Source organism: Halpernia frigidisoli, assembly GCF_900113805.1.
GTDB classification, from domain to species: domain Bacteria; phylum Bacteroidota; class Bacteroidia; order Flavobacteriales; family Weeksellaceae; genus Halpernia; species Halpernia frigidisoli.
On sequence record NZ_FOQT01000002.1, the window covers coordinates 462,143 to 487,037 of the forward strand.

The 24,895-nt window shown below is 33.4% G+C and carries 26 protein-coding genes; 10 read left to right on the plus strand and 16 right to left on the minus strand.

Features of this window, described 5'->3' with window-relative positions:
- The 5 genes from BM238_RS07220 to BM238_RS07240 all read right to left on the minus strand — a co-directional run bounded on the left by BM238_RS07220 (window position 1) and on the right by BM238_RS07240 (window position 4,279).
- Window positions 1-279 (minus strand): type II toxin-antitoxin system RelE/ParE family toxin, encoded by a 279-nt coding sequence (locus BM238_RS07220; protein WP_090079521.1) that lies wholly within the window; start codon window positions 277-279, stop codon window positions 1-3.
- On the minus strand, window positions 276-524 hold the full coding sequence (locus BM238_RS07225; RefSeq protein WP_090079522.1) for a hypothetical protein: 249 nt from the start codon (window positions 522-524) through the stop codon (window positions 276-278). The genes BM238_RS07220 and BM238_RS07225 overlap by 4 nt, the downstream gene beginning before the upstream one ends.
- A gap of 50 nt (window positions 525-574) precedes the next feature.
- A complete protein-coding gene (locus tag BM238_RS07230) occupies window positions 575-1,147 on the minus strand; it encodes an acyl carrier protein phosphodiesterase (protein ID WP_090079523.1) in 573 nt (190 codons plus the stop codon).
- A gap of 82 nt (window positions 1,148-1,229) precedes the next feature.
- The gene (locus BM238_RS07235) at window positions 1,230-1,742 is read right to left on the minus strand and encodes a YceI family protein (RefSeq protein ID WP_090079524.1); all 513 of its coding nucleotides are present in this window, start codon (window positions 1,740-1,742) and stop codon (window positions 1,230-1,232) included.
- Between the two features lie 80 nt (window positions 1,743-1,822).
- Window positions 1,823-4,279 (minus strand): TonB-dependent receptor, encoded by a 2,457-nt coding sequence (locus BM238_RS07240; RefSeq protein WP_090079525.1) that lies wholly within the window; start codon window positions 4,277-4,279, stop codon window positions 1,823-1,825.
- 619 nt (window positions 4,280-4,898) lie between these two features.
- Between BM238_RS07240 and pfkA the strand changes: the two genes are divergently transcribed.
- From pfkA to BM238_RS07270, 5 genes are all read left to right on the plus strand, one after another.
- Window positions 4,899-5,885, plus strand: coding sequence for a 6-phosphofructokinase (gene pfkA / locus BM238_RS07250; RefSeq protein ID WP_090079527.1), 987 nt, complete (start codon window positions 4,899-4,901; stop codon window positions 5,883-5,885).
- A gap of 32 nt (window positions 5,886-5,917) precedes the next feature.
- Complete coding sequence (gap, locus tag BM238_RS07255; protein WP_090079528.1) at window positions 5,918-6,922, plus strand: type I glyceraldehyde-3-phosphate dehydrogenase; 1,005 nt, start codon at window positions 5,918-5,920, stop codon at window positions 6,920-6,922.
- A gap of 260 nt (window positions 6,923-7,182) precedes the next feature.
- On the plus strand, window positions 7,183-7,389 hold the full coding sequence (locus tag BM238_RS07260; protein WP_090079779.1) for a DUF2683 family protein: 207 nt from the start codon (window positions 7,183-7,185) through the stop codon (window positions 7,387-7,389).
- Window positions 7,374-7,655 (plus strand): Txe/YoeB family addiction module toxin, encoded by a 282-nt coding sequence (locus BM238_RS07265; RefSeq protein ID WP_090079529.1) that lies wholly within the window; start codon window positions 7,374-7,376, stop codon window positions 7,653-7,655. Before BM238_RS07260 ends, BM238_RS07265 begins: the two co-directional genes overlap by 16 nt.
- Before the next feature lie 21 nt (window positions 7,656-7,676).
- Entirely contained in the window at window positions 7,677-7,958 is a 282-nt protein-coding gene (locus tag BM238_RS07270) for a DUF427 domain-containing protein (RefSeq protein WP_090079530.1), read from the plus strand.
- Between the two features lie 4 nt (window positions 7,959-7,962).
- Here BM238_RS07270 and BM238_RS07275 read toward each other — a convergent pair whose 3' ends face one another.
- The 5 genes from BM238_RS07275 to BM238_RS07295 all read right to left on the minus strand — a co-directional run bounded on the left by BM238_RS07275 (window position 7,963) and on the right by BM238_RS07295 (window position 14,656).
- Window positions 7,963-8,802: a mechanosensitive ion channel family protein gene (locus BM238_RS07275; RefSeq protein ID WP_090079531.1), complete on the minus strand. Its 840-nt coding sequence runs from the start codon at window positions 8,800-8,802 to the stop codon at window positions 7,963-7,965.
- Window positions 8,803-8,894: 92 nt separating this feature from the next.
- On the minus strand, window positions 8,895-9,482 hold the full coding sequence (locus tag BM238_RS07280) for a hypothetical protein (RefSeq protein WP_090079532.1): 588 nt from the start codon (window positions 9,480-9,482) through the stop codon (window positions 8,895-8,897).
- A gap of 105 nt (window positions 9,483-9,587) precedes the next feature.
- Complete coding sequence (locus BM238_RS07285; protein ID WP_090079780.1) at window positions 9,588-10,106, minus strand: hypothetical protein; 519 nt, start codon at window positions 10,104-10,106, stop codon at window positions 9,588-9,590.
- 75 nt (window positions 10,107-10,181) lie between these two features.
- Window positions 10,182-12,497 carry a TonB-dependent siderophore receptor gene (locus BM238_RS07290; RefSeq protein ID WP_090079533.1) on the minus strand — a complete coding sequence of 772 codons (2,316 nt, stop codon included), beginning with the start codon at window positions 12,495-12,497 and terminating at the stop codon, window positions 10,182-10,184.
- A 266-nt stretch (window positions 12,498-12,763) separates the two neighbouring features.
- Window positions 12,764-14,656, minus strand: coding sequence for an ABC-F family ATP-binding cassette domain-containing protein (locus tag BM238_RS07295; RefSeq protein WP_090079534.1), 1,893 nt, complete (start codon window positions 14,654-14,656; stop codon window positions 12,764-12,766).
- A gap of 113 nt (window positions 14,657-14,769) precedes the next feature.
- Here BM238_RS07295 and BM238_RS07300 point away from each other — a divergent pair, with 113 nt between their 5' ends.
- Together BM238_RS07300 and BM238_RS07305 are read left to right on the plus strand one after the other, a co-directional pair.
- Window positions 14,770-15,897: a hypothetical protein gene (locus BM238_RS07300; protein WP_090079535.1), complete on the plus strand. Its 1,128-nt coding sequence runs from the start codon at window positions 14,770-14,772 to the stop codon at window positions 15,895-15,897.
- Between the two features lie 56 nt (window positions 15,898-15,953).
- The gene (locus tag BM238_RS07305; protein WP_090079536.1) at window positions 15,954-16,742 is read left to right on the plus strand and encodes an alpha/beta fold hydrolase; all 789 of its coding nucleotides are present in this window, start codon (window positions 15,954-15,956) and stop codon (window positions 16,740-16,742) included.
- Window position 16,743: 1 nt separating this feature from the next.
- On the opposite strand, the gene BM238_RS07310 is transcribed toward BM238_RS07305, so the two are convergent.
- The 3 genes from BM238_RS07310 to BM238_RS07320 form a co-directional block, all read right to left on the minus strand.
- Complete coding sequence (locus BM238_RS07310) at window positions 16,744-17,607, minus strand: glycoside hydrolase family 25 protein (protein WP_090079537.1); 864 nt, start codon at window positions 17,605-17,607, stop codon at window positions 16,744-16,746.
- 84 nt (window positions 17,608-17,691) lie between these two features.
- Entirely contained in the window at window positions 17,692-18,327 is a 636-nt protein-coding gene (locus tag BM238_RS07315) for a hypothetical protein (protein WP_090079538.1), read from the minus strand.
- Between the two features lie 53 nt (window positions 18,328-18,380).
- Window positions 18,381-18,899: an SRPBCC family protein gene (locus BM238_RS07320; RefSeq protein ID WP_233741933.1), complete on the minus strand. Its 519-nt coding sequence runs from the start codon at window positions 18,897-18,899 to the stop codon at window positions 18,381-18,383.
- A 208-nt stretch (window positions 18,900-19,107) separates the two neighbouring features.
- Between BM238_RS07320 and BM238_RS07325 the strand changes: the two genes are divergently transcribed.
- Window positions 19,108-21,120: a M3 family metallopeptidase gene (locus tag BM238_RS07325; protein ID WP_090079539.1), complete on the plus strand. Its 2,013-nt coding sequence runs from the start codon at window positions 19,108-19,110 to the stop codon at window positions 21,118-21,120.
- 393 nt (window positions 21,121-21,513) lie between these two features.
- Here the strand turns inward: BM238_RS07325 and BM238_RS07330 are convergent, their stop codons facing one another.
- Together BM238_RS07330 and panD are read right to left on the minus strand one after the other, a co-directional pair.
- A complete protein-coding gene (locus BM238_RS07330) occupies window positions 21,514-22,539 on the minus strand; it encodes a lysylphosphatidylglycerol synthase transmembrane domain-containing protein (RefSeq protein WP_090079540.1) in 1,026 nt (341 codons plus the stop codon).
- A 3-nt stretch (window positions 22,540-22,542) separates the two neighbouring features.
- Entirely contained in the window at window positions 22,543-22,893 is a 351-nt protein-coding gene (gene panD / locus BM238_RS07335; RefSeq protein WP_090079541.1) for an aspartate 1-decarboxylase, read from the minus strand.
- A 356-nt stretch (window positions 22,894-23,249) separates the two neighbouring features.
- Between panD and BM238_RS07340 the strand changes: the two genes are divergently transcribed.
- Entirely contained in the window at window positions 23,250-23,567 is a 318-nt protein-coding gene (locus BM238_RS07340) for an HU family DNA-binding protein (RefSeq protein WP_090079542.1), read from the plus strand.
- 43 nt (window positions 23,568-23,610) lie between these two features.
- Here the strand turns inward: BM238_RS07340 and pdxH are convergent, their stop codons facing one another.
- Window positions 23,611-24,255 carry a pyridoxamine 5'-phosphate oxidase gene (gene pdxH / locus BM238_RS07345; RefSeq protein WP_090079543.1) on the minus strand — a complete coding sequence of 215 codons (645 nt, stop codon included), beginning with the start codon at window positions 24,253-24,255 and terminating at the stop codon, window positions 23,611-23,613.
- Between the two features lie 22 nt (window positions 24,256-24,277).
- Between pdxH and BM238_RS07350 the strand changes: the two genes are divergently transcribed.
- Complete coding sequence (locus BM238_RS07350; protein WP_090079544.1) at window positions 24,278-24,826, plus strand: YqgE/AlgH family protein; 549 nt, start codon at window positions 24,278-24,280, stop codon at window positions 24,824-24,826.
- Window positions 24,827-24,895: the final 69 nt, after the last annotated feature.

The following is a 24,895-nucleotide window of genomic DNA, read 5'->3' on the forward strand; positions in this document are numbered from 1 at the left end:
TTATTTAAAAAATCTTTTAGTGTGAAAAACTCTTAAAACAAAAATGTTTTCTTTTTCAATAATATAATGTATTCCGTAAGGAAATGTAGCTGCAAAAGCAATCCTCACATTCCTATAACGAACTTGATGATGTAGCGGATTTTGCGCAAGTCTGTCAATTGTGTTTAAAATATCTGTGATGCATTTTTTTGCGAGAATTTTGTCAATATCTGCATAATATTTTTTAGCATCTTTAATATCTAATTTTGCCTCGTCTGAAATATTTAGTTGATAATTCATTCAGAAATTTCAACTTTAAAATCATCCCAGGAAGAATATTTAATTTTTTTGTTTTGATGTTTTTCCAACATATCATCAATCAAAGATTTATATTCATCAGTCAGTTCAAAATTATTTGCCTTTTCATTGAGAATAGATTCCATGTAATTTTTAAGTTTTCTACCTTCCTTATCTGCCTGCAATTGCAAAATTGCCAAAGTTTGGTTATCTAAAGAAATTTCTTTTCTATTTTTAGTTTGTAGCATATCTATTTATTTACGGTAAATATACGTATAACTTACGAGCAAATTTCACATTAAAATTTAGAATTAATTTCTAAAATATGCGCTTCTAATTCCGGGAAAAATAAGTCGAATTTTTCTTGTAAAAAATCTTTATTTTTAAGAAAAACATCAATTATTGGAATGTCTTTTTCTAAATATTTTGCTTTGTTTAAAACGTTTTGAAAACTGTATTTTATGCCCCAGTCAAATTTGTAATTATAAAGCCAATTGTCTTTTTCCATGCCATTCAAACGGTTATCAAAACTGATCGGAAAAAAATGCTGGTATTTTCGCAAAGCCAAATAAACGTGATCGGTGTGAAATTTTAAATCACTTTCAGACAAACTGTTCGCTAAAAAATAATCTAAACTAACATCAACAAAAGCGCCCGAATAAAGCCGAACTAACGGTTGATAAATGACTTTTGCTTCAGAAATTATCGGATGAGAATCGGTAAATGTGTCGATGGCGCGATGCAAAATGATGCCTTGCTGTATTTCTTCCGGCAGATTACCACGCTGGTTATTTTTGACATAATCTTCCAAAAACTGACCAACAATTTGCTGTTCAGAAAAGGCCAGAAAAGAATGTGCTAAATAATTCATTAAAGTAAAAGTAGGTAAAAATTAAAAAAATTCCATGATTTAATAAAAAATCATGGAATTTAATTATATAAAGAATTGTGTTTTACGCTTGTTTGATAAACTGCAAATCACCAGAGATTTTTACCTCATCGCTTACCATTACGCCACCGGTTTCCAACGCTGCATTCCAAACTAAACCGAAGTCTTTTCTGTTAATTTTTCCGTCAAAAGAAAAACCAGCTTTCGTCTGCCCGTAAGGATCTACGTTGATACCACCAAAATCTACATCCAACTGTATTGGTTTTGTTACGCCATTTAAAGTAAGATGTCCTGTGATTTCATCGTTAAGAGAATCTGTGCTGAAAGTGATCGTTGGGTTTGCTTCAGCATCAAAAAAATCCGCCCCTTTTAAATGTTGATCTCTATCAGAATTATTTGTGTAAACTGAATCCGTTTGGATCGTCGCAGTAGTTTTAGCATTTTTAAAAGAATCATCTTCTGACTGAACTTCTGCATCAAAAGTTTGAAAATTACCTTTTACATTTGAGATCATCATGTGTTTTACTTTAAAAGTAATTTCACTGTGCGCGGGATCTAATTTCCATGTTGTAGCCATAATATTTATTTTTTTGTGGTTAATTATGATGCAAATTTAGCATCATTTCAAACTTCATTCCCTTGACTTAAGGTAAGAAATTAGAAAGTTTTAATTAATTTTAAACTAATATTTCTGCCCATATTAAAAATCCCTAAACGACCGTTCGGTGAAGCAGAATAGTCTTCAAAATATTTTAAACGACTTAAATGATCCTGATAAGCGACATCGAAAATATTATTAGCCAAAACATAAACATCGACAATATTATTTCCGTTTTTGTTTAAAAGAGAAGTTCCGAGACCTAAATTAAATAATGTGTAACCCTGAGTTGCCGTTTCTGTATCATCGTAACTGTAAACTCTGTTTTGCGTTGCAGTGTATTGTAACTGTGCTTTAACAAAAGCTTTTGAAAACATTTTTGAATTTTCACCCAAATCATAACGCAATTCTGAAAGCAATCTAAACGGTGGCATCTGAGGAACGTATTTATTGTCGTTATTTCTTTCCGCACCAGTAAAACTTTCATTATTTCCATAAATTAAAGAAGCAGAATTTTCAAAATGTAAATTTTTAACAATATGAAAATCAATATTTCCTTCTAAACCGTAAAGCAAAACTTTGCCTTGTTTAAATTGATAAGTTGGATATTGCTGACCGCCACTTTCGCTTAAAACATCATTGCCATCCGCATCCTGCAAACGGGTATTATAAATGTAATTGTTGATATGATTTGCAAATAAACTAAGACCCGCATTTACAAATTGCGAAGAATAAGTGCCTCCAAAATCAGCCTGATTACTGAATTCGGGTTTAAAAGTTGAACTTCCTATCTGGAAAAAACCAGTTCCGGGATGAACACCATCCGCCGAAATCTCCGAAACATTTGGTGCTCTGTAGCCGCGTGCTAAATTTGCTTTTATCGCCCATTGTTTATTAAAGGCATAAGTGGCGCCCAAACTTCCCGTAACGCCATCATAATTTGTAGAATAATCATTAAAAGGTTGATCTGCTCCTACTCTGTCATTTCCATAAACCGGCTCATCAAAACCACTTTCAGAATTGGGTTTTGTGTATAATGCATCATTTTTAAAATGACGAAGATCATATCTTATTCCTCCCGCTAAAGTAAATTTGTTCCAGTCTTTTTTCACCGTTGCGAAAGCACCCAGGTCAAATTGATTGTAAGATGGGATCACAAATTCGGTACCTCCAAGAACGTTATTATTTTGACTCATACCATTTACGCCGACTACAATCGCCCATTTATCAAATTCCGGTAAATAATATTTTAGATCATAATTAAAGGTTTTTAGTTTAAGATCTAAACCCGGCACATCTTGATAAGGATTTTCCGGATGACTAAATTCTCTTCTCTGACTGCTTTGAAAGGCAAAATTAGCATCAAGTCGGCTGTCACCCAAATAGAAACTGTTGCGTAAAAAAGCTCTATAGTGCTGAACCCTTTGATGAATTACAGCAATTTTATAAGAATTTAGATCCTGATCGCTCACGATTGGTCGAAATAAATCATCTTCAGTAATTTGATTGGTGAATTTTCTGGAAAGTGAATCTCTACTTCCGTCCGGAATTTCTTGGGTATCATCAAAAAGCGATACATTCAAATGGCTAAAACCCCATTTTTTATGAATTCCAAAAAAAGCATCGGCTCCAGTTTGTCTAAAACCTGTATTGTAAACTCTGCCGTCAATTTTATTTTTATAATCTTTGGCAAATTGTTGTGAAATTCTTCCCCCGTATTCAAAACCATTATTATTTCCCGTTAAAAATAAAGAACCGCCAAGCATTCCGTTATTGCTTTGATATTCAGTTGTTGCAGAACCTGAAATTTTTCCTTCGGGTCCAGTTTCCGTGGGAATCAAATTGACAACTCCGGCCAAAGCATCAGAACCATACATTAAACTTGCCGGTCCTTTGATCACTTCAATTCTATCAACTCCATAATTATCGACCTCGATCCCATGTTCATCACCCCATTGTTGTCCTTCCTGCCGAACACCGTTATATAAAGTCAAAATTCTGTTAAAACCCAAACCTCTGATATAAGGTTTTGAAATATTCGGACCAGTTGTTACTGCCGTGACACCTGGAATTTTTGAAATGGCATCGATCACATTTGTCGATAAATTTGTTTTGAGATAAGCCTGACTTATACTCACGATCGGCAAAGGTGATTTTTTTATCTGCGTAGCTTTTGATGAGCCTGTGATAACCACTTCGGCGATTTCTGTAGAACTTTTATCTAAATTAAAATCGATCACAGTTTCACCTTTTACATTTACCGTTTGTGATGTGGCCTTATAATCGGGAACTGTAGCGGTCACTAAATATTCTGAGGACGGGATATCCATAAATTTAAAGTTACCTGAAGCATCACTTTGAGTAGAATTATGCAGATCTGAAATCGTAATTTTCGCATTTGCGATCGGCGTATTGGTTGTAATATCAATGACTTTACCAGATAAAGTATTTTGAGAATAGCCTAAAACGCTAAGAAATAAACCTAATATAAGGCTTAGTATATTTTTAAAATTCATTTTTTTTATTTAAAATTATTCAGGCAAAATTGAATTATTTGCCAAAAGGTTGCTGGAAATTCCACAATAAATATTATTAGGAATAACTAATAAATTTTGTGCAGTATCAATAATAAATGAAACAGAATCCAGAAAAATTCAGGAAACTATTACTTAGATAAAATCGATCAAATTTTAAATAAAATTGTTGGGCGGACCTCGAAGAAAGAAGTTGAAATAAGAAGCAAAAGTCTTTTCCGCACAAGATAGCACAGGAACAGAACTTTTAAAAAACGACTTTGTAATAGAAAAATTTGCCGAAGTTGGCAATAGAGAAGATGTTGATGCAAAATGACAGGACAAACAATCATCGTTGTTATTTACCGTATTTTGCTTACTGAATTTTGACGATGAACCTTTAAAATTATAATCTTTGTAAAAGTACCCGCCATTGTGATTGTGAATATTTGAAGCAAACAAAAAAGCAAAAAGATAGATGCCCGTAAAAAGCACCGAGAGATATTTTTTGAAATTTTTATTGCGTATCACTTTGCAAAGTTATTAAATAAATCGAAACATTAATTTTTATTCATTATTAATTAAAAGTGAATTTTGTAAATTTGCACTGAAAAAATATTATATGGCAGAGAGCGCGGTGAAAAAGATTGCAGTTTTTACTTCCGGTGGAGATTCTCCCGGGATGAATGCAGCGATTCGGGCAGTGGTGAGAACAGCAAATCATTTTGATATTGACTGCTATGGAGTTTGGGAAGGTTACAACGGTTTAATAAAAGGTGAGTTCATAAAAATGGGTGCACGATCCGTAAAAAATATTATTAACCGCGGCGGCACTATTTTGAAGTCCGCACGTTCTCAGGAATTCAGAACAAAAGAAGGTCGACAAAAGGCCTACGATAACTGTCTGAAAGAAGGAATTGATGCTTTGGTCTGCATCGGTGGTGATGGTACTTTTACCGGCGCTACAATTTTTAACGAAGAATTTGGCATAAAAACAATCGGTATTCCGGGAACTATTGATAACGATATTTTTGGTTCTGATAATACGGTTGGTTACGACACCGCCTTAAATACAGCGATGGACGCTATCGATAAAATTCGAGATACGGCGACATCGCATAATCGTGTATTTTTCGTGGAAGTGATGGGTCGTGATGCCGGATTTATTGCTTTAAACAGCGGAATCGCTGTTGGCGCATTGGATATCATTATTCCAGAAACGCGTGACAGCATCGAAGATCTTTTTGAAACTTTTAACAAAGCACAAAAATCTGGAAAATCATCCAGTATTATTGTCGTTGCAGAAGATGAAAAACTGGGAAGTATCTACAGTTTAGCGGAAGCGACAAAAGCAAAATTTCCTCATTATGATATTCGGGTGGCAATATTGGGTCACATTCAGCGGGGCGGTTCACCATCTTGTGCAGATCGTGTTTTAGCAAGCAGACTGGGATATGGCGCTGTGATTGGTCTAATGGATGGAAAAACCAATGTGATGGCAGGTTTGCAGGCGAATAAATTAGTTTTCACACCTTTCAGAGAGGCGATCAAAAAGCACAACACTATTGATGAAGATCTTTTAAAAATCTCAGAAATATTAGCAATTTAAATTAACTAAATTATAATTATAAATAATAAATTATGTCTAAAATTAAAGTAGGAATTAACGGTTTTGGTAGAATTGGCGGACTTGTCTTTTCTGCAATGGCTGAGAGAGAAAATATCGAAATCGTTGGTATCAATGATTTAATTGATGCAGAATATATGGCTTATATGTTAAAATATGATTCTGTTCACGGTAGATTTCCAGGCGAAGTTCGCGTTGAAGGAAATGATTTAATTGTAAATGGAAACCGCATCAGAGTAACTTCAGAAAGAGATCCAAACAATTTAAAATGGAATGAAGTTGGCGCAGAATATATCGTAGAATCTACAGGTTTATTTTTAACAAAAGATTCCGCACAAGGTCACATCAACGCTGGCGCGAAAAAAGTAGTTCTTTCAGCACCTTCAAAGGATGACACGCCGATGTTCGTAATGGGCGTAAATCACAAAAATTTAACTGCAGACGTTAATATTTTTTCAAACGCATCTTGTACCACAAACTGTTTAGCACCAATTGCTAAAGTTCTTCACGATAATTTCGGTATTGAAGAAGGTTTGATGACAACCGTTCACGCAACAACTGCAACTCAAAGAACAGTTGACGGACCTTCCCACAAAGACTGGAGAGGTGGTCGTTCAGCACTTTTAAATATTATTCCATCTTCAACAGGTGCTGCAAAAGCAGTTGGTGTTGTAATTCCTGAATTGAACGGAAAACTAACAGGAATGTCTTTCAGAGTTCCTACAGCAGACGTTTCTGTGGTAGATTTGACCGTGAAATTAGTAAAAGCAACTTCTTACGATGAAATTGCACAAGCCATGAAAACCGCTTCAGAAGGTGATTTAAAAGGAATTCTTGGTTACACAGAAGATCAGGTGGTTTCTCAGGATTTCATCGGTGACAAAAGAACTTCTATTTTCGACAAAGGAGCGGGAATTATGTTATCACCAAACTTCGTAAAAGTAGTTTCATGGTATGATAACGAAGCAGGTTTTTCAAATAAACTGACAGATCTTTTAGAATATTCTTCAACTTTGTAAGGAATTTTTAAATAAAACGAAAACCTCTGAATTCATTTTCAGAGGTTTTTTTATTTTAATTTTTTGGGCAAATCCCTCGCCAATGCTTTTCCAGCCGCTTGGGTCGGGCTATCCGCTATATCTTTTTTTGCCGACGCTTATTTTTTAAATAGAAAATTTCCCACAGCAAAAAAAGGATGCCGCTTCTATCCCTTTTGCAATAGAATGATATTTTGAAGTTGCAAATCATAAATAATTATCTAACTTTGATAAAAAAGAAAATGGAAAACTTAATAGTCATTCCTAAAAATGAAAAACAACTTTCTCTTTTAAAATCTTTGTTGCAAGAAATGAAAATTCAGTTTAAAAGTGAAAATCTAAAAGATCCGGATCCAGAACTCACAAAAAAAATTCAGAAAGCAAGAAAGGAAAAAGAAAATGGTGAATTAATAACCATTGATGCGGAGAATTTGTGGGAGAGTATATAATTCGCCTATCAAAAATCGCACTTAAAGATTTACAAAAAATTAAGAAATCCGGTAGAAAACTGGATATTTTAAAAATTGAAAAAATCTTTATAGAGTTGAAAAATTTGCCGCGTGAAGGCTTAGGATCACCTGAACATTTGAAATACTATGACGGCGAAGTTTGGAGTAGACAGCTTAATAAAAAAGACCGAATAGTTTACGAAATTTTTGAAGAAGAGACTTTAATTATCGTTATTCAGGCGCTTGGTCATTATAATGATAAATAATTTTAAAAAAAAAAAAATATTATGAAAGCAATTTGGAACGGCGAAACAATCGCCGAAAGTAATGACACAATTGTTGTAGAAAACAATCATTATTTCCCCGAAAATTCTATCAAAAAAGAATTCTATAAATCATCAACTTACAAAACAAACTGCCCGTGGAAAGGTTGGGCAAGTTATTACACTTTAGAAGTTGATGGAAAAACCAATGAAAATGCCGCCTGGTTTTATGCAGAACCTTCCGATAAAGCAAAAAATATTAAAAATTATGTTGCTTTTTGGAAAGGTGTAGAAGTAAAACCATAAAATATTAAGTAGCAGCAGTCATATTCTGAAGCGGATTTACCATTGAGATTCCCTCTTTATCCAACCTCGACTTCAATTGCACGTACGCTTCACTTCTTACTTTAAGGAAACTTCCGCCGGTTTCCATCCAAAAACGAACGTCAATATAATAAACTCCCAAACTTTGTTTTACTACAATGATCTGGGTTTCTTCAGGTTTTTGAGAACCTTCTAATTTTGAAACCTCATCAGCTAAGGCCTCTTTTACTTTCGTAAGATTTTCGGTGTTTGGAATTTCTAAACTGATGTAAATTTTTCGTCCGTCGGAGGCCGTTGTATTGACAAATGGCGCAGAAAATATCAGCTGATTTGGAATAAAAATTTTCCGCCCATCATCTGCAGAAACTTTCGTCGTTAAAAAACCAATTTCCAAAACAGTGCCGGAAACACCATCGATAGTCACATAATCTCCAACTTTAAAGGCTTTATCAACTCCAACCAACATTCCGGAAAATATACTTGAAACCAGATCTTTCAACGCTACACCGGCAATTACACCGGCAACTCCCAAACTTCCTAAAAATTTAAAAACAAACCCGCCCAATCCCATTATTTCCAGAGAAATGAAAACACCGATCAAAAGGATCAAAAATTTAAAAACACCAAGTAAAGTTGTGACCGTTTCTACTTTTTTACTTTTTGGATAGAATTTATGAAGTATTTTTAAGAAAACTTTACTCAAATAAGTATTTAAAGCAAAAATGATCAGAAATACAACAAGACCAACCACAAGGCGCGGCGTAAAAGCGGCAAATTCTGAGGTCCATCTTTGCAGAACGGAATAAACGGTATCGATATAATTCATTTTGAAATAATTAATTGTGCAAATTTAAGTAAATAAAAAAGGGTTGAAAACTTCTTCGCTTTCAACCCTTTTAAAACTTAAGATACTTAATATTACATTTCAGATTTTACATTTGCAGGCACTTTTGACGGCAAATAAATACTGAATCCGACATTAATTGAAAGATTAGACGTTAAACCTTCATTTCCAAAACCTGTGATTCCGTTGTATTTTAATAAACCTTCAATACCGATATTTGGTGTAATAAAATAAGAATAACCTGGTCCGAAACCGAAATCTAATCCAGTTGTGTTTGTACCACCTTTGGTATTTTGTCCACCAACACCCACATTTCCTTCCATGAAGAAACGCCCGTGTTTCAGTAAATTGTCAATGCCCTGCTCACCTGGAGAAACATAATATCTACCTAAACCACCAACTGCGTAAGTAAATTTTGTTCCGCTATCTTTTGTGATTTTGCTTGTACCAAGTGTAACATATCCACCTAAAGCAATATTATCCTCAATAAAATAGGCAGCTCTTGGTTGTAAAGAAATGTCATAACCAGCATCTGTATTCAAACCAAAGTTACTTGTTAATAATGATGCACCCACCAATGTATTTCCTTTTTGAATTTGAGCATTTGCAGTAGAAACTAATCCAGCAGCTGCAAAAGTAATGCCCAATACTAATTTTTTCATAATGTTAATATTTTAATAATGTTAAATTTAATATTCTTCAAAACTCAATTTTTGTGCCATTTTACCACCTATATGACAATTATCATTTAGTTAAAATAAAAAAATTTAAGAAAGATAAATTAAAATTACACTTAAAATTAATCCCGCTGCGGTGTATAACATTCCCCGTCTGAATGCTTTAGATTTTACATTAAACATCCAAAAACTGGACAGTACAAAGAAAAATAAAGAAATTCCAAAGAAAACGTTCAGTAATGACAGTCGGTCTTTGGACTGCGCTTTATGCAGATTTGTCATCTTTTTTAAAATTAAAGGCAATTCTTTTTTGGTATATTTTACATCTCCACTTTCACTATTATAAACGCCTTCTTTAAAAGACAGAATGTTTCCTTCTGTTTTTAAAACTTCCATATTCTTGATTTTCAGCTCTTTTCCTAAATCTTTATCTGACAAATTTTTGCCTATATTTTTCTCGATAATGCTTTCCTTCTTTAAAAAATCGGAATCTCTGTAAATTAATAAAATTCCGCTGATGGAATACATCGCCATGATCCCTGCCATAAAAAATCCTAAATAACGATGCGTCACGCGCATAAAACTTTTTGTGTTTTTAATTTCTGCCATAATTTTTTGTTTTAAAATATGAAATGGCAGCAACCGAAATTGCCGCCTGAAAAAATCTAATATAAATGAAAAATATTAAAGTTTGTAAGTTAAAGTAAAATAAAAGTTTCTTGGTGTGATTGGGTTGACGGAATAATTTTCATGAACATTATAATTGACAACATCAAATAAATTTCCCACTTTTCCCTGAATCGAAAATTTCTTCCAATCGTAACCTGCAGATAAACTTATCGTCGTGTAATCATTTACATCAAAACTTCTGGTAACTCCTTTTCTACTGATATTTGTAGATTTAGAGTCATTCCAGCCGGCAATTCTGTCACCGATAAAATAAGCGCCGATTCCAACATTTAAACCACTTAATCCATAATCTGTAAATTTATAAAAAACTGACGCATTTGCTGTGGTAGCAGGTGTTCTTACTAATCTTTGATTTTCAACATAACCTTTCTCCGGCGTGTCGACGTAAACAGAATTGTTATAAGAAAAACCACCAATTATAGAAATATTCTTATTAGGATTTCCCGTAATATCAACTTCAAAACCACGACTTCTCAATTTTCCGGCAAACTCTTTTAAATTAGAATCCGGCGTTTGAATGGAACCTGCTGCATCAACGTAAAAATAATTCTGATAAAAATTATTATATAAAATTTGGTATAAAGTTACATTTAGAGCAACTGCATTATTCCAGAAATTTTTCTTTCCACCAACTTCATATTGATCAACAGTTGTAGGATTAATTCCACTTTTAGACAAATTATTCACGCGATCTAAAATCTGGGCTGCCGTTCCTGTTGTGTTTAAATTACTAATGCCATCAGAAGTATAACCGGCGTTGCTTGCAAACGAATTGGTGTAAGTCGCAAAAGCTGACAGATTCTCATTCGGCATATAAACCAAACCTAATTTTGGCGAAAAAGCCTGATCGGAAGTTCCTGTATTATTAAGTTGTGTTTTTATATTTGTTCTAAACTTTGTATTTAAGGTTGCTAAATTTTCAATGTAAGACCAGCGAAGTCCTGCAATTACCTTAAATTCTTTAGTTAAACTGATGTAATCCTGCACAAATGCGCCAAATCTTCTTGTGCTGATTCTATTTTTTTCTAATTTTTGAGAATTTGGAATCGCTCCCGAAGCCCATGAAGAAGGATCATCCAAATAAACGGTTCCGTTTGCGCTGCCGTTTGTGCCGTAAAAATAACTGGTTCCAAATGTTTTATTACTATCAGGATTAAAATAAGTGTAAGAATCTGACTGACTGTAATCTGCATCACTGCCAATCAATATTTTGTGGTTAATTTTCCCTGTGTTAAATTCCCCATTAATGTTGACTTGTGCAGAACCGTAATTTTGTTCATTATAAGTTCTGTTTAAAGGTCGGTTCCAGTTTAGACGGTTATTATTGTCAAAAGCCCATTGCGTGCGTTCTGTAGAAAAATAATCTTTCGTGTAATTCTGGTAGGAAACAACAGAATTTAAAGACCATTTATCATTAAATTTATGATTAACGATTATGTCAGACGTTGCTTGTTGCACATTTTGATATTGCCAGTTTGCGCCCACAAAATCGCTTCTTTTTAAAAGATCATTGATCCTGTAACTACCGTCTTTATTGGTAATACTACCAATACCAAAATCAGGTGTGAAATCATTTTTTAAATAATCACCTTCCACGATGATCTGCGTTTTTTCTCCCAAATTAAGGACAAAAGAAGGATTAAAATAATATTTTTTGTTGGTCACGACATCCCGAAAACTTTCCGCATATTCATATGCGCCATTCACACGAAATGCAATATTTTTTGAAAGTGGTCCGTAAAGATCTACCGTTGGTTTATAATTATTCCAGCTTCCTGCATTTAAAGAGACACTTCCACCCTGCTCAAAACGTGGTTTTTTTGTAATTAAATTCACGATTCCGCCTGCAGCAGTATTTCCATAAAGCATAGCATTGCTTCCCTTTAAAACTTCCACGCGTTCTAAACCTGAAACTTCTGGAAAAACACCGCTGTTTACACGCGCGCCATTTTTAAAAATATTATCATTTCCAAAATTAAATCCTCTTCCACCAAAACTGTCCTGCGAACTTCCACGAGAAGAAGTAACGTAAAGACCGTTCACATTTTGTAAAACCTCACTTAACTGTTTTGATTGTTGCTGCTCAATAATTTCGTGTGTGACGATGGAAATTGCTTGCGGCGTTTCCATTGCTGTAAGTTGAGATTTTCCGCTTTGAACTTTCGCTTTGTTAGGATTTCCGGATTTATGAAGTTGCACATCTTCAATTTCCTGAATTTTTAACGTATCGCTCACTAATTCAAATCTCATCTGCGCGCCTGCGAATCCACTTAAACTGAGCATTCCAAGGCATATAATTGTTTTTTTCATGGTTTTATTTAGAATAGTTTTAAATAACACTGCAAAAATAAATTTTAAATTGATTTGAACAAAGTTTATTTAGAACAATTAAAAACAATAAAAGAAATAATTTTTAATCAATTGATTTACAATTAATTAATAAGTTATGATTTTAATCACTTTTTCTGATTTAAATTATATTAGAACAAAATTTAAAGATTTGAAATGAATTTACCGCAAAAAAAAAATCCTCTGAAAAATTCCAGAAGATTAATTTATTTTAAAAAATTTTGCAATTATTCCTGCAATTCCAGCCAGCGCAATTCCATTTCATCCAAATCATCAGACAATTTTTGCAACTCATCAGACAATTTTGAAATAACGTCATAATCAGTTTCGTTGTTTAATAATTTCGAAAGTTCCTCGCGTTTTGTTTCAAATTCCGGGATTTCATTTGTTAATTTATCTAATTCAGACTTTTCCTTAAAAGATAATTTTCTCGAAGCAACTTCGACTTTTTTCTCAATTGGTTTTGGTTCTTCTTTTTTTTCAGGCTCAATTACTTTTTCAATTTTCACCTCTTTTCCTTCTGAAACCTGCTTCTTATCAAATTCACGGTATTCCGAAAAAGTACCGACAAAATCTTTAATTTTTCCTTCACCTTCGAAAGCCAAACAATGCTCAACAATTCTGTCCATGAAATATCTGTCGTGAGAAACAATAATTAATGTCCCTTGAAATTGCTGTAAAAAGTTTTCTAAAACTGTTAATGTTGGCAAATCTAAATCATTCGTTGGTTCATCAAAAATCAAGAAATTTGGATTTTGATACAATACATACATCAGATGCAAACGTCTTTTTTCACCGCCTGAAAGTTTTGAGATCGGCGAATATTGTGTTTGGTCTTCAAATAAAAATAAACGTAAAAACTGTGATGCAGAAATCGTTCGTCCATTTGCGATCGGGAAATTTTCTGAAATATCTTTTATAAAATCAATCACACGTTGATCTTCTTTATATTTCAAACCTTTCTGTGAGAAATACCCAAATTTTATCGTTTCTCCTGTCTCAATTTCGCCAGAATCATACTTTTCTAAACCTTGAATAATATTTAATAAAGTTGATTTTCCCGCGCCATTTTTACCAATAATTCCTACTTTTTCCCCTCGCTGAAATTGGTAAGAAAAATCTTTTAGCAATAATTTATCACCATAAGATTTTGATATTTTATGTAGTTCTAAAATTTTTGAACCCAAACGTTTCATTTCGAATTCAAGTTCCAGACTTTGTTTTCGAGTGTCCATTTTGGCCACTTTTTCAGTTTCATAAAAATCGTCCTGTCGGCTTTTTGATTTTGTCGTTCGCGCTTTTGGTTGGCGGCGCATCCATTCCAATTCCTTTCGGTAAAGATTATTTGCCTTATCAATTGTCGAATTTAAATTATCTTCACGGATCATTTTATTTTCCAAGTATGTGTCGTACGCACCATTGTGAAAATACATTTTATGATCTTCCATTTCCCAGATAATATTACAAACTGCATCCAGAAAATACCTGTCGTGGGTTACCAAAAGCAATGTCACACGCGCTTTGCCTAAATAATTTTCCAGCCATTCCACCATATCAACATCAAGGTGATTGGTCGGCTCATCCATTATCAAAAGTGTGTGTTTGTGCTCTGCTCTGGTTTCTACCAACAATTTTGCAAGAGCCACACGTTTAATTTGTCCACCAGATAAAGTGCGCATTTTTGCGTCAAGATCTGTAATTTTTAACTGCGAAAGAATATTAGCCATTTCATTTTCAAGATCCCAGGCTTTGTGAATTTCCATTTCCGCCAAAGCATTTTCCATGTCATCCGGATTTTCGGAATGCAAAGCAGAATGGTAATTTTTTAAAGCCATAATCGGCGCAGAACTTAAAGTCATCATAAATTCATCGATGGAAAGTTCGCCTTCAAAGTCAATTTCCTGGTCAAATAACACAACCTGAATATCTTTATTAATGATCACATTTCCACTATCTGCAATTTCTTTTCCCATCAAAATCTTCAATAAAGTAGATTTTCCGGTACCGTTTTTGGCAACAATGGCAATTTTATCACCTTCATTGACGTTGAAAGTAATATTTTTAAAAAGTGTTTTTACACCGTAAGATTTCGTGAGATTTTCTGCCGTAACGTAATTCATAAAAAAAGAAATAGAAAGTTGAATATTTGAAGCGGCAAAAATACGAAATATATAAGCGGTATTTTGATTTTAAAAAACTGAGATTTTCGCCTTTAAAATAATTATATTTGAAAATGAACTTTCGCACGGAATTAATTTTAAATGCCAATGAATTACCTTCAAAGTGGAACTCAATTGTTGCGAAAAATAGCATTCTTCTTTCTACCAAATTTCTAAAAGCCTTGCAGGAAAGTCAGCCAAAAAATATGCAGAATTATTTTGCGGCGTTTTATAAAGATGAAATTTTAATTGGCGGCGCACTTTTGCAATATTTAGATTTTAAAAAACATGAGATTTTCAGGAAATCTTCTTTTTTAAATTTAAATAATCTGACAGTGAAATTTTTTGCAAATTCTGTTTTAATTGTCGGCAATAATTTGGTCACGGGACAAAATGGATTTTACTTTGATTTAAATCTAATTTCAAAAATTGAAGCTATAAAATTACTGGAAGAATCAACAAATCTTATTCAGCAAAAAATTAAAAAATCCAGTTTAATTTTATTAAAAGATTATGAAAAGGAACTTTCTGAAACTATAAAAAGTAATTTAATGAAAGATTTTAACTCATTTTCTGTGCAACCGAATATGATCTTGGAATTAAAACAAAACTGGAAAACATTCGATGATTATTTGGAAAATTTCACAACGAAATATAGAACAAGAGCAAAGTCAGCAATAAAGAAATTAGGCAAAATTGAAAAGAAAGAATTGACTTTAGCGGAAATAAAAGAAAATCAAAAAATCTTATATCTACTCTATTTGAATGTCGCGAACGACGCAGATTTTAATACTTTTATAATTCCGGAAAATCATTTTTTTACTGTAAAAAAGCATTTAAAAGACAATTTTAAAGTTTTTGCTTATTTCGAAAACGGTGAAATTCTTTCTTTTTACACACTTTTCATTAACCACGAAGATGTCGATACTTATTTTTTAGGTTATGATAAAATTTATCAGAAGTCAAAACAACTTTATCTAAATATGCTTTTAGATATGGTGAATTTTGGAATTTTAAACCAAAAGAAAAATATCATTTTCGGAAGAACAGCGCTTGAAATAAAATCTACAATCGGCGCAAAACCGCAGCAAATTTTCGGCATCGTAAAACACCAAAATTCATTTTTAAATTTAATTTTGGCAAAATCGATCTCAAATTTAAATCCATCAAAACCCTGGATCGCGAGACAACCTTTTAAATAAAAAAATTATTTAAACATAAAAAATCAAGAAAATTATTACTTTTATGCTTTGAAAAAATGAAAAAACTATCACTTTTATTTCTTCTGATACTTTTATGTTCCTGCGCAAATCCTGCGTCTGAAAAAGTATTGGGTACGATAGATCAAAATTTAAAAGGTAAGTTTCTACACTTGAAAGATGCAGATATTTATTACGAAGTTTATGGCAAAGGAAAACCATTATTTTTACTGCACGGAAACGGCGGAAGTATGAGCGCGTTTGCAAAGGAAATCCCGGAATTATCCAAACATTTTATGGTGATCGCGATGGACACGCGGGCGCAAGGACGAAGCACGGATTTATCTACAGAACCTTTATCTTACATAAAATTTGCTGATGACGTGAAAGCACTCGCCGATTTTTTAAACTTAAAAAAAATAAATATTTTCGGCTGGAGCGACGGTGGAAATACAGCGATCGAATTTGCCATAAAATACTCTAAAACATTACGAAAATTTATCACAAGCGGTGCCAATGTTTATCCTTTAGGCGTTGGAAATGAAGAAGTTGAAAACATGAAAAGAGATGTTTCGAAAATGAAGGCAGAAAATCAACCACAAAAAGACATCCGATTGTTACAATTAATGATTGATGAACCAAAAATCACGCAACAACAATTGATGAATATAAAAAGTAAAGCGTTGATTATTGCAGGCGATCACGATGTAATTCTTCGGCCTCACACGAAATTGATCGCGAAAGAAATCCCAAAAGCCAAGATGAAAATTTACAAAGATGCAACGCATTCAATCCCGATTGAGCATTCTGAAGAATTGATAAAAGATATTATCTCATTTTTAAAATAAGTCAGTCAATCGTCATATTTCTCAGACTCCACAATCCGCCATTGTAGACATTGATATCTACTTTTGTATTGATTCCGTACACAATTCCTTTTTCAGAAAACTGCCAAAAATCCCATTTATTCTCCGGGTTTGGTGCCGGAACATCATTGTAATTCGCCAACCAAAGCGGATAATCTCCGAAATCTTCAGCTAAAAAATCTTTGTAAAAATAATAGTACGTGTAAATAATTGGTTTTTTACCATAAGCTTCTTCCACAATTTTTAACCAGACTTTTAAATCTTCCTTTAATTTTTCGTTGGTTTTACGTCGCGGAATTTTTTCAATATCCAAAACAGGTGGTAAATCACCACTTTCCAGTTTTACATTTTCCAGAAAATTATTCGCCTGTTTTACCGGATCTTCGTCTGCGCGGTAAAAATGATAAGCGCCTCTGATCAAGTTATTTTTTTTAGACAGTTCCCAAAATTCCTGAAAATGTTTGTCAGCATTTCGATTTCCCATGGTAGCACGCAGCAGAACAAACTTCAACGGAATACTTTGGTTTGCCAAACTTAAACTGTCCCATTTAATATCTTCTTTTCTTTGGTAATGGGACACATCAAAACCGAAAACTTTATCTGTATTTTCACCAATTATTTTGGTAATCCTTTGAGTTTCAAATTCGTCGTTTGTCAGTTTTTTGTGATCATTTCTATTAAAATACATCGCAAAGTAAAACCCGATCTTCTCCTTTAAGTAAAAACCGGTTCCCAACAAAATAAAGGCAAAAACCACCAATAAAATTTCGCGTCTAAACCAAAAACTTCTTTTTCGTTTTTTGTGGATCTTTTTCCGGGTTTTTTTTTGATAATTTATTTTTGCCATTGAAGTTGCAAAACTAAACTTTTGATTTTTAAAACAAAAAAAATCCTTTCAAATTGAAAGGATTTGGGTTGATATTTAGTCATTTTATTTATTGTCGTAAGGAAAATTTCTTGAAACTTTTCTCATCATATGTTCAACTACATCATCAGTTGATGTCATAATATTATCATCCAAAGTTTTGAAAAATCTCCAAAGCAAATCTCCGCTTTGTCCATCATTAATTGTTAAAGTTAAAGTTCCGGTTCCAGTCTTTCCACCAAAACCGCCTAAAAGCACGGCGGAAGCAATTGCTCCAGCTTCTGATTTCGTTTGCTCAATCTCATATTTACCACCAATAACCGCATCAACGCCTAAAGCCTTTGCGATTTCATCTTTCGTGGATTCATCAATTTTGTCCATTAATCCTGCTTTTTTAAGCAAAATATTTGTTTTATCTACATCCTGAAAAGTCACAGAATACTTATCTTTTTTTCTTAACAGAAATGTGTACATACTACTTTGAATATTTTTTGACATTTTTATCTCCTGCGCGTCATTTTCCTCTTTATCAAAGTTTTTTGGGATTTTTTTGTATGTAATCGTTACATCAAAAGGTAAAATGGCAACTGTTTTTTCTTCCTTTATTTTTTCCTGAAGATTTGTTGCTTCAAAAATTTGTTTTTGCGCAGCAGTTTTAACCGCAGTAAGCATTAAGATTGCAAATAATAAATATTTTTTCATAGTTTTTAATTTGGGCAAATATATATTTTTTATTTTTAGATTTCACCCAAAAACTATTTTTCAGAAATTTCTTTCAGTTTTGCTAAACCTTCGCCATAGGATTTATCCATTTGTCCGTTCAAAAATATCTTCATTAAATTTTTCGGATATTCCAATTCACAATCCATCGTCCAGGTTACTTTTGTTTGATTTCCATTCGGCGACAATAAAATGTCAGAAGTTGCAATACTTTCAAACGGCTTTAAAAAAGTCATTTTCGTGCTTTGTTTTTGGTTCGGAGCAAGAGCCGTAATTTCCTGACAACCTTCGCCAACCTGATCATTTCCTTTCCAACAATATTTATCACCTACCTCTCCAGGATTTCCTGAATATTGTAATTTTAAATTTGGATCCATTTTCATCCAGGGATTCCATAGGTTTATTTTCTTTGAAGAATTCACCTGTCCGTACACTTTTTCCGCAGGCGCATTGATGACAATAGATTTTTCAAAATGGTATTTTTCACCAATTGCAAACATGGCGATTACAATAATAACAATAAGTGCTAAAAAGATCTTTAAAATAGTTTTCATGATAATTTTTTTTAATGTTTATCAAATTTAAATAAACTTTAATTAATTTAAATAAATCATTGAACTTTATTACATACTTAATAATTTAAATTTGTATTACAAAACCATTTTTTTAAAAACACATCTTAAAATATGGAACGATTTGTCACAAATCAGCGTAAAGGCATTAATTTTGACTTTTTTATTTAGTTAAAAAATACCTTTACAAATGACAAATCCACTTTTAGAAAAATTCCATACGCCGCATGAAACTGCACCTTTCAACGAAATTACCGAGCAGGATTTTGTGCCGGCTTTTAAACAATTAATTGACGAAAGTTTAGCAGAAATTGACGAAATAGTTTCAAATACAGAAGCACCAACATTTAAAAATGTCATTGAAGAACTTGCTTTTTCAGGCGAACAATTAGATCGTGTTTCTAATTTATTTTTTAATTTGAATTCAGCGGAAACCAACGACGAAATCCAAAAAATCGCGCAGGAAGTTTCGCCCTTACTGACAGAATTTTCATCTAAAATTTCTCAAAACGAAAAATTGTTTACTAAGATAAAATCGGTATACAGTCAAAAAAATAGGGATTTAAATGATGAGCAAAAGATGCTTTTAGAAGAAACTTACAAAGGTTTTGTAAGAAGTGGCGCTAATTTAGACGACGAAAAAAAGCAGGAATTAGAAAAAATAAACGTTGAATTATCATCTAAAACTTTAAAATTTGGCGAAAATGTTTTGGCTTCAACCAATCAATATTTTAAACATATTTTAGTTAAAAATGAATTAGAAGGAATTCCCGATGCAATTTTAGAACAATATTCGCACGATGCGAAAGAACGAGATTTGGCTGGTTATGTGATTACTTTGCAATATCCAAGTTATATTCCCGCGATGACTTATGCTAAAAATAGAGAATTGCGAAAAGAACTGGCGTTGGCAAATGGAAAAAAATCTTTTGCGAATGATGAGTTTGACAATCAAAATTTGATCAAAGATATTCTAAAATTGAAGCAGGAGAAAGCAAAGATTTTAGGTTATAAATCCTACGCAGATTATGTCTTGGAAGAAAGAATGGCAAAATCGCCAGAAAAAGTTTTAGACTTTTTAGAAGAACTTTTAACCAAAGCAAAACCTTACGCACAAAAAGAAATTGATGAATTAAAAACTTTGGCAAAAAAAGATGGCATTGAAGATCTGCAATCTTACGATCATTCTTATTATGCAGAAAAACTTCGTAAAGAAAAATATGATTTAAATGACGAAGAATTAAAACCATATTTCTGTTTGGAAGAAGTGCAATCTGCAGTTTTTGATTTGGCTGAAAAGTTATTTAGTTTAACTTTTAAAGAAGTTACCGATGTTCAAAAATACCATCCGGAAATAAAAACTTATGAAGTTTTGGAAGATGGTGAATTCAAAGCCGTTTTATACGCCGATTATTTCCCACGCAAAGGAAAAAGAGCCGGCGCCTGGATGACAAGTTTTAGAAGTCAATCCATAAAAGACAGAGAAAATAGTCGTCCGCACATTTCTGTGGTTTGTAATTTTTCTAAACCCACTTCTGAAACCCCCAGTTTATTGACTTTTACGGAAGTCACCACTTTATTCCACGAGTTTGGACACGCGATTCACGGGATTTTGGCTAATACAGAATATCCGACACTTTCCGGAACTTCTGTGAAATGGGATTTTGTAGAATTGCCTTCCCAGTTTTTAGAAAATTTCTGCTATGAACCGGAATTTTTGAAAACTTTTGCAAAACATTATAAAACCGGCGAAGTTTTACCAGACGAAAAAATTCAGAAATTATCGGATTCCAAAAACTTTATGGAAGGTTACCAAACGATGCGGCAAATTGGCTTAGGATTGCTCGATATGTCTTATCACAAAACTTTGGAACCAATTGAAAATGTCAAAGAATTTGAAGATCTGCAAACAAAAGAAACCCAACTTTATCCGATGAATAAAGAAACCGCGATGAGTCCGAGTTTTTCACATATTTTTCAGGGCGGTTATTCTGCAGGCTATTATTCCTATAAATGGGCGGAAGTTTTGGATGCAGACGCATTCCAATTTTTCAAGAAAAACGGAATTTTCAATAAAGAAATAGCGGCAAAATATAAAGTATTATTGTCTTCCGGCGGCACAAAAGATCCGATGGAATTGTTTAAAAATTTCCGTGGAAGTGAGCCGAAAGTAGAAAGTTTGCTGAAGAGAGCATTTGGATAATTTGGAGCAAGAAGATTTTCGCTTTTTCCGAAAAGTCTTCCCGCTGTTCATTCCAATCTTTTTTATCCGCCGCGGCGGACAAAAAAGGATTTCCATTTCCATCGCGGCTAGAAATTCGGGAATTTCTTTTTTTCGAAAGATCTCATTAAATATTTAAAACCATTCAGACTTTAAAGTCTGAATAGTTTTTTTTGCATTAAGAATCATTTGAAATAAAAAACGAAACGTCGAAAATAGCCCCGATTGCAGTGGAAATCCTGACATTGCGTGCTGAAATCTTCAAAGGATTGCTTCGTGCCTCGCAATGACAGATTGCAACGGAAAGCGGGAAGACTTTTCGGAAAAAGCGAAAATCGTCTTGCTTCTAATTTTGAACGCGCCAAAAGCACTTTCTTACTTTTTACGGGCTTTTGCAAGCATTGGAATGGAAATTAAGCCCATCACCAACATGATCAGAATCTGCAACGGAAGCGAAATAAATGAATAAGTTAGTCCGATTTCGCCGCCTGCTTCTGGATTTTTGCCCATTGACAGAAATAGCGCCATAAATCCCAGTTTCATCGCATAATTAAACGCACCAATGCCGCCGGATGCGGGAACCATCATTCCCAAAGTGCCGACAACGATAATGAAAAAACCGTCTGCGATAGTGAAATTTGCCGTTTCCGGAAGTGCAAAACAAACCAGATAAGAGGCGAAAAAATAGCAGATCCAAATGGCTAACGAAAGAATGATAAATTTGACTTTCTGTTTTAAATGTAAAATAGATTTTAATCCTGTTAAAATCCCTTTGCCGAAATTCGTAATTTTTTTGTAGAAAGAATGCGCCTCAATTTTGGATTTAAAAATAAAATAAAGCAAGATAACTGAAATAATTATTGCGCCTAAAATAAAATATAAAGTTGAGGATGTTGAAGTTGAAGTTGAGGATTTTTGAGCCGTTGCAAATGTGTAAAAAGAAGAAATTGCTTTAAATTTAAATATTAAAGCAAGTGCTAAAAACAAAAACATGCACAATAGATCGACGATCCTTTCTAAAATAATGGTGCCGAAAGAATTTTCTACTGGTACTTTTTCTACGCCGTAAAGTGCGGTTGCACGCGCTACTTCACCACTTCTGGGAATCGTTAAATTCATTAAATAACCAAAAGAAAGCGACCAAAGTGCGTTGGAATTTGAAATTTTATAATTCATTGGTTCGAGCAATAAATTCCAGCGGATTGCACGGAACCAGTAAGCGCCCAAACCAAAAAGCATGGCGGCAAAAACCCAAAAATAATTGGCATTTTTCAGAGAATTTAAAATTTTATCTTTTTCCAAACCCCGAAGTGCAAGCCACAAAAAAAGAGCAGCGATGCCGATCGATAAAACAATTGTAATAAGAGTTTTAACCGGATTTTTCTTCTGATCTTCTACCATATTTTAGGTTAAAAGATTGGTATTTTCATTTGGGAAAACTATTTTCGGCTGAAATGTCTTGGCTTCTTCCGGTGTCATTTGAGCGTAAGCGATGATGATAATGACATCGCCTTTTTGCACTTTTCTGGCAGCCGGACCGTTCAAGCAAACTTCTCCAGATTTTCTTTTTCCCTTGATCGTGTACGTGTCGAAGCGCTCGCCGTTATTGACATTGACAATATAAACACGCTCACCAACTAAAATTCCGGCAGCGTCTAAAAGATCTTCATCGATTGTGATGCTTCCAATATAATTGAGATCCGACTCCGTTACTTTTACACGGTGAATCTTAGATTTGAATAATTCTATTAACATGGCGCAAATTTAATCAAATTTGTGATTTAAAAAACAACGAAACATTAAGAAGAAAATAAATGTATTAAAAAAAATTTGTCGAAAAATATCGAATTTATAAATAGTAAAAATTGCGAATTTGATAATAGCAAAATTCGCTTTTAAAAACAGATTTTGTTTAGAGACGACGGCACTTTATTAACAATAAAAACGTGGCAAAGTCTTTGTTAATAAAAATGATCAAATTATGATTTTCTATCTATTTATTAACTATATATAAACTTTTTATTATAAATCTTAAAAAAATTTGCTTATTATTAAAATTGTTTTATATTTGCTTAATATCAATTAATAATTAACTCTAACAACTTATCATTATGAACAAATCTGAATTAATCGATGCGATGGCAGCTGATGCAGACATCACTAAAGTAGCAGCGAAGAAAGCATTAGAATCTTTTGTATCAAACGTTACAGACGCCTTGAAATCGGCAGATGGTAAGGTTTCATTAGTGGGTTTTGGTACTTTTTCCGTAGCGCACCGTGCTGCAAGACAAGGAATTAATCCTGCAACGAAAAAACCAATTTCTATCGCTGCAAAAAATGTAGCAAAATTTAAAGCTGGATCTGATTTATCTACAGCTGTTATGGGCGCAAAAGCTGCTCCTAAAAAAGCACCTGCTAAAAAGAAATAATTTTTTTTTAAAATATAAATGCCGCATTTCCTGCGGCATTTTTTTATGGTGCTAAACGGGAAATATCCCAGTTTTCTTCTGACATTTTCTTGTACACAATCCTATCGTGCAAACGATTTGGGCGACCTTGCCAAAATTCTATCTCGTAAGGTTTTGCGATAAAACCGCCCCAATTTACTGGACGATCTATATCTTTTCCTTCAAATTCTTTCTCTAAATCTTCTAATCTATTTTCTAAAAAATCACGGTTCGGGATTTCTGAACTTTGTGGAGAAACTACTGCGCCTAACTGACTTCCACGTGGACGGGAATGAAAATAATTTTCTGAATTTTCTTCAGATACTTTTGCAATATTTGCTTTAATGGAAATCTGACGCTCTAAACTTGGCCAAAAAAAATGAAGGCAAATCTTACCGGTTTCAGCAATTGCTTTTCCTTTTTGGCTATTGTAATTGGTGTAAAAAACAAAGCCACTTTCATCGTATTCTTTCAGCAAAACCACGCGCGTTCGTGGGCAACCGTCTTCATCAACTGTTGAAATTGACATAGCATTGGGCTCTGAAATTTCGGGCGAATTTTCTGCATCTTTAAACCAGATTTTAAATTGTTCTAAAGGTGAACTTTTAATTTCTGATTCTAAAAGTTCTGCTTTTTCGTAACTTTTTCTTTTGTCATGCAGGTTTTCCATAGAAAATTTATTAATTTTGAATATGAATTATTCTTGCAAAGGTAAAATTTTAATTTCCACACCCGATATTTCCGGTGACATATTTTCACGATCTGTTGTTTTAGTTGTAGAACATAATGATAACGGCGCTTTTGGATTGATTTTAAATAAAAAAAACGATCAGGCTTCGCAAAAGTTACTTCATTTATTTGGCTTTCCTGTCGATGTTTATGATGGCGGACCTGTGGAAAATTTTAAAACATTTTTTATTGTAAATGGATTGAAGGTTTCTGAAATTTCAGTTGAGATCAATGAAAATTACCATTTAACTGAAGATCAGGATTCGGTTATTGAAGCGCTTTCTTCGGGAAAGTTATTACAGGAAAATGTGAAAATATTTAGCGGATATTCCGGTTGGGCTGCTTTACAGTTGGAGACAGAACTTAAAGCAAAAATGTGGACGATTGTAGAAGTTTATAACTTGGATTACACTTCGCCAAATGATCAAAATCTTTGGAAAAATATCATGCAAAATCTTGGTGGTGAATATTTGCTTTGGGCAAACGCGCCGGAAGATGTGAGCATGAATTAATTTAACAAAACTTTATTATTCTCTTAAATAATTTTTAAGATTGGTCTTCCGTTTTAAAGATACTAAAAC

Excerpts from the sequence above, each read along its gene's own strand:
- BM238_RS07220 (WP_090079521.1), bottom strand. The coding sequence starts at position 279 with ATGAATTATCAACTAAATATTTCAGACGAGGCAAAATTAGATATTAAA.
- BM238_RS07225 (WP_090079522.1), bottom strand. The coding sequence starts at position 524 with ATGCTACAAACTAAAAATAGAAAAGAAATTTCTTTAGATAACCAAACT.
- BM238_RS07230 (WP_090079523.1), bottom strand. The coding sequence starts at position 1,147 with ATGAATTATTTAGCACATTCTTTTCTGGCCTTTTCTGAACAGCAAATT.
- BM238_RS07235 (WP_090079524.1), bottom strand. The coding sequence starts at position 1,742 with ATGGCTACAACATGGAAATTAGATCCCGCGCACAGTGAAATTACTTTT.
- BM238_RS07240 (WP_090079525.1), bottom strand. The coding sequence starts at position 4,279 with ATGAATTTTAAAAATATACTAAGCCTTATATTAGGTTTATTTCTTAGC.
- pfkA (WP_090079527.1), top strand. The coding sequence starts at position 4,899 with ATGGCAGAGAGCGCGGTGAAAAAGATTGCAGTTTTTACTTCCGGTGGA.
- gap (WP_090079528.1), top strand. The coding sequence starts at position 5,918 with ATGTCTAAAATTAAAGTAGGAATTAACGGTTTTGGTAGAATTGGCGGA.
- BM238_RS07260 (WP_090079779.1), top strand. The coding sequence starts at position 7,183 with ATGGAAAACTTAATAGTCATTCCTAAAAATGAAAAACAACTTTCTCTT.
- BM238_RS07270 (WP_090079530.1), top strand. The coding sequence starts at position 7,677 with ATGAAAGCAATTTGGAACGGCGAAACAATCGCCGAAAGTAATGACACA.
- BM238_RS07275 (WP_090079531.1), bottom strand. The coding sequence starts at position 8,802 with ATGAATTATATCGATACCGTTTATTCCGTTCTGCAAAGATGGACCTCA.
- BM238_RS07280 (WP_090079532.1), bottom strand. The coding sequence starts at position 9,482 with ATGAAAAAATTAGTATTGGGCATTACTTTTGCAGCTGCTGGATTAGTT.
- BM238_RS07285 (WP_090079780.1), bottom strand. The coding sequence starts at position 10,106 with ATGGCAGAAATTAAAAACACAAAAAGTTTTATGCGCGTGACGCATCGT.
- BM238_RS07290 (WP_090079533.1), bottom strand. The coding sequence starts at position 12,497 with ATGAAAAAAACAATTATATGCCTTGGAATGCTCAGTTTAAGTGGATTC.
- BM238_RS07295 (WP_090079534.1), bottom strand. The coding sequence starts at position 14,656 with ATGAATTACGTTACGGCAGAAAATCTCACGAAATCTTACGGTGTAAAA.
- BM238_RS07300 (WP_090079535.1), top strand. The coding sequence starts at position 14,770 with ATGAACTTTCGCACGGAATTAATTTTAAATGCCAATGAATTACCTTCA.
- BM238_RS07305 (WP_090079536.1), top strand. The coding sequence starts at position 15,954 with ATGAAAAAACTATCACTTTTATTTCTTCTGATACTTTTATGTTCCTGC.
- BM238_RS07310 (WP_090079537.1), bottom strand. The coding sequence starts at position 17,607 with ATGGCAAAAATAAATTATCAAAAAAAAACCCGGAAAAAGATCCACAAA.
- BM238_RS07315 (WP_090079538.1), bottom strand. The coding sequence starts at position 18,327 with ATGAAAAAATATTTATTATTTGCAATCTTAATGCTTACTGCGGTTAAA.
- BM238_RS07320 (WP_233741933.1), bottom strand. The coding sequence starts at position 18,899 with ATGAAAACTATTTTAAAGATCTTTTTAGCACTTATTGTTATTATTGTA.
- BM238_RS07325 (WP_090079539.1), top strand. The coding sequence starts at position 19,108 with ATGACAAATCCACTTTTAGAAAAATTCCATACGCCGCATGAAACTGCA.
- BM238_RS07330 (WP_090079540.1), bottom strand. The coding sequence starts at position 22,539 with ATGGTAGAAGATCAGAAGAAAAATCCGGTTAAAACTCTTATTACAATT.
- panD (WP_090079541.1), bottom strand. The coding sequence starts at position 22,893 with ATGTTAATAGAATTATTCAAATCTAAGATTCACCGTGTAAAAGTAACG.
- BM238_RS07340 (WP_090079542.1), top strand. The coding sequence starts at position 23,250 with ATGAACAAATCTGAATTAATCGATGCGATGGCAGCTGATGCAGACATC.
- pdxH (WP_090079543.1), bottom strand. The coding sequence starts at position 24,255 with ATGGAAAACCTGCATGACAAAAGAAAAAGTTACGAAAAAGCAGAACTT.
- BM238_RS07350 (WP_090079544.1), top strand. The coding sequence starts at position 24,278 with ATGAATTATTCTTGCAAAGGTAAAATTTTAATTTCCACACCCGATATT.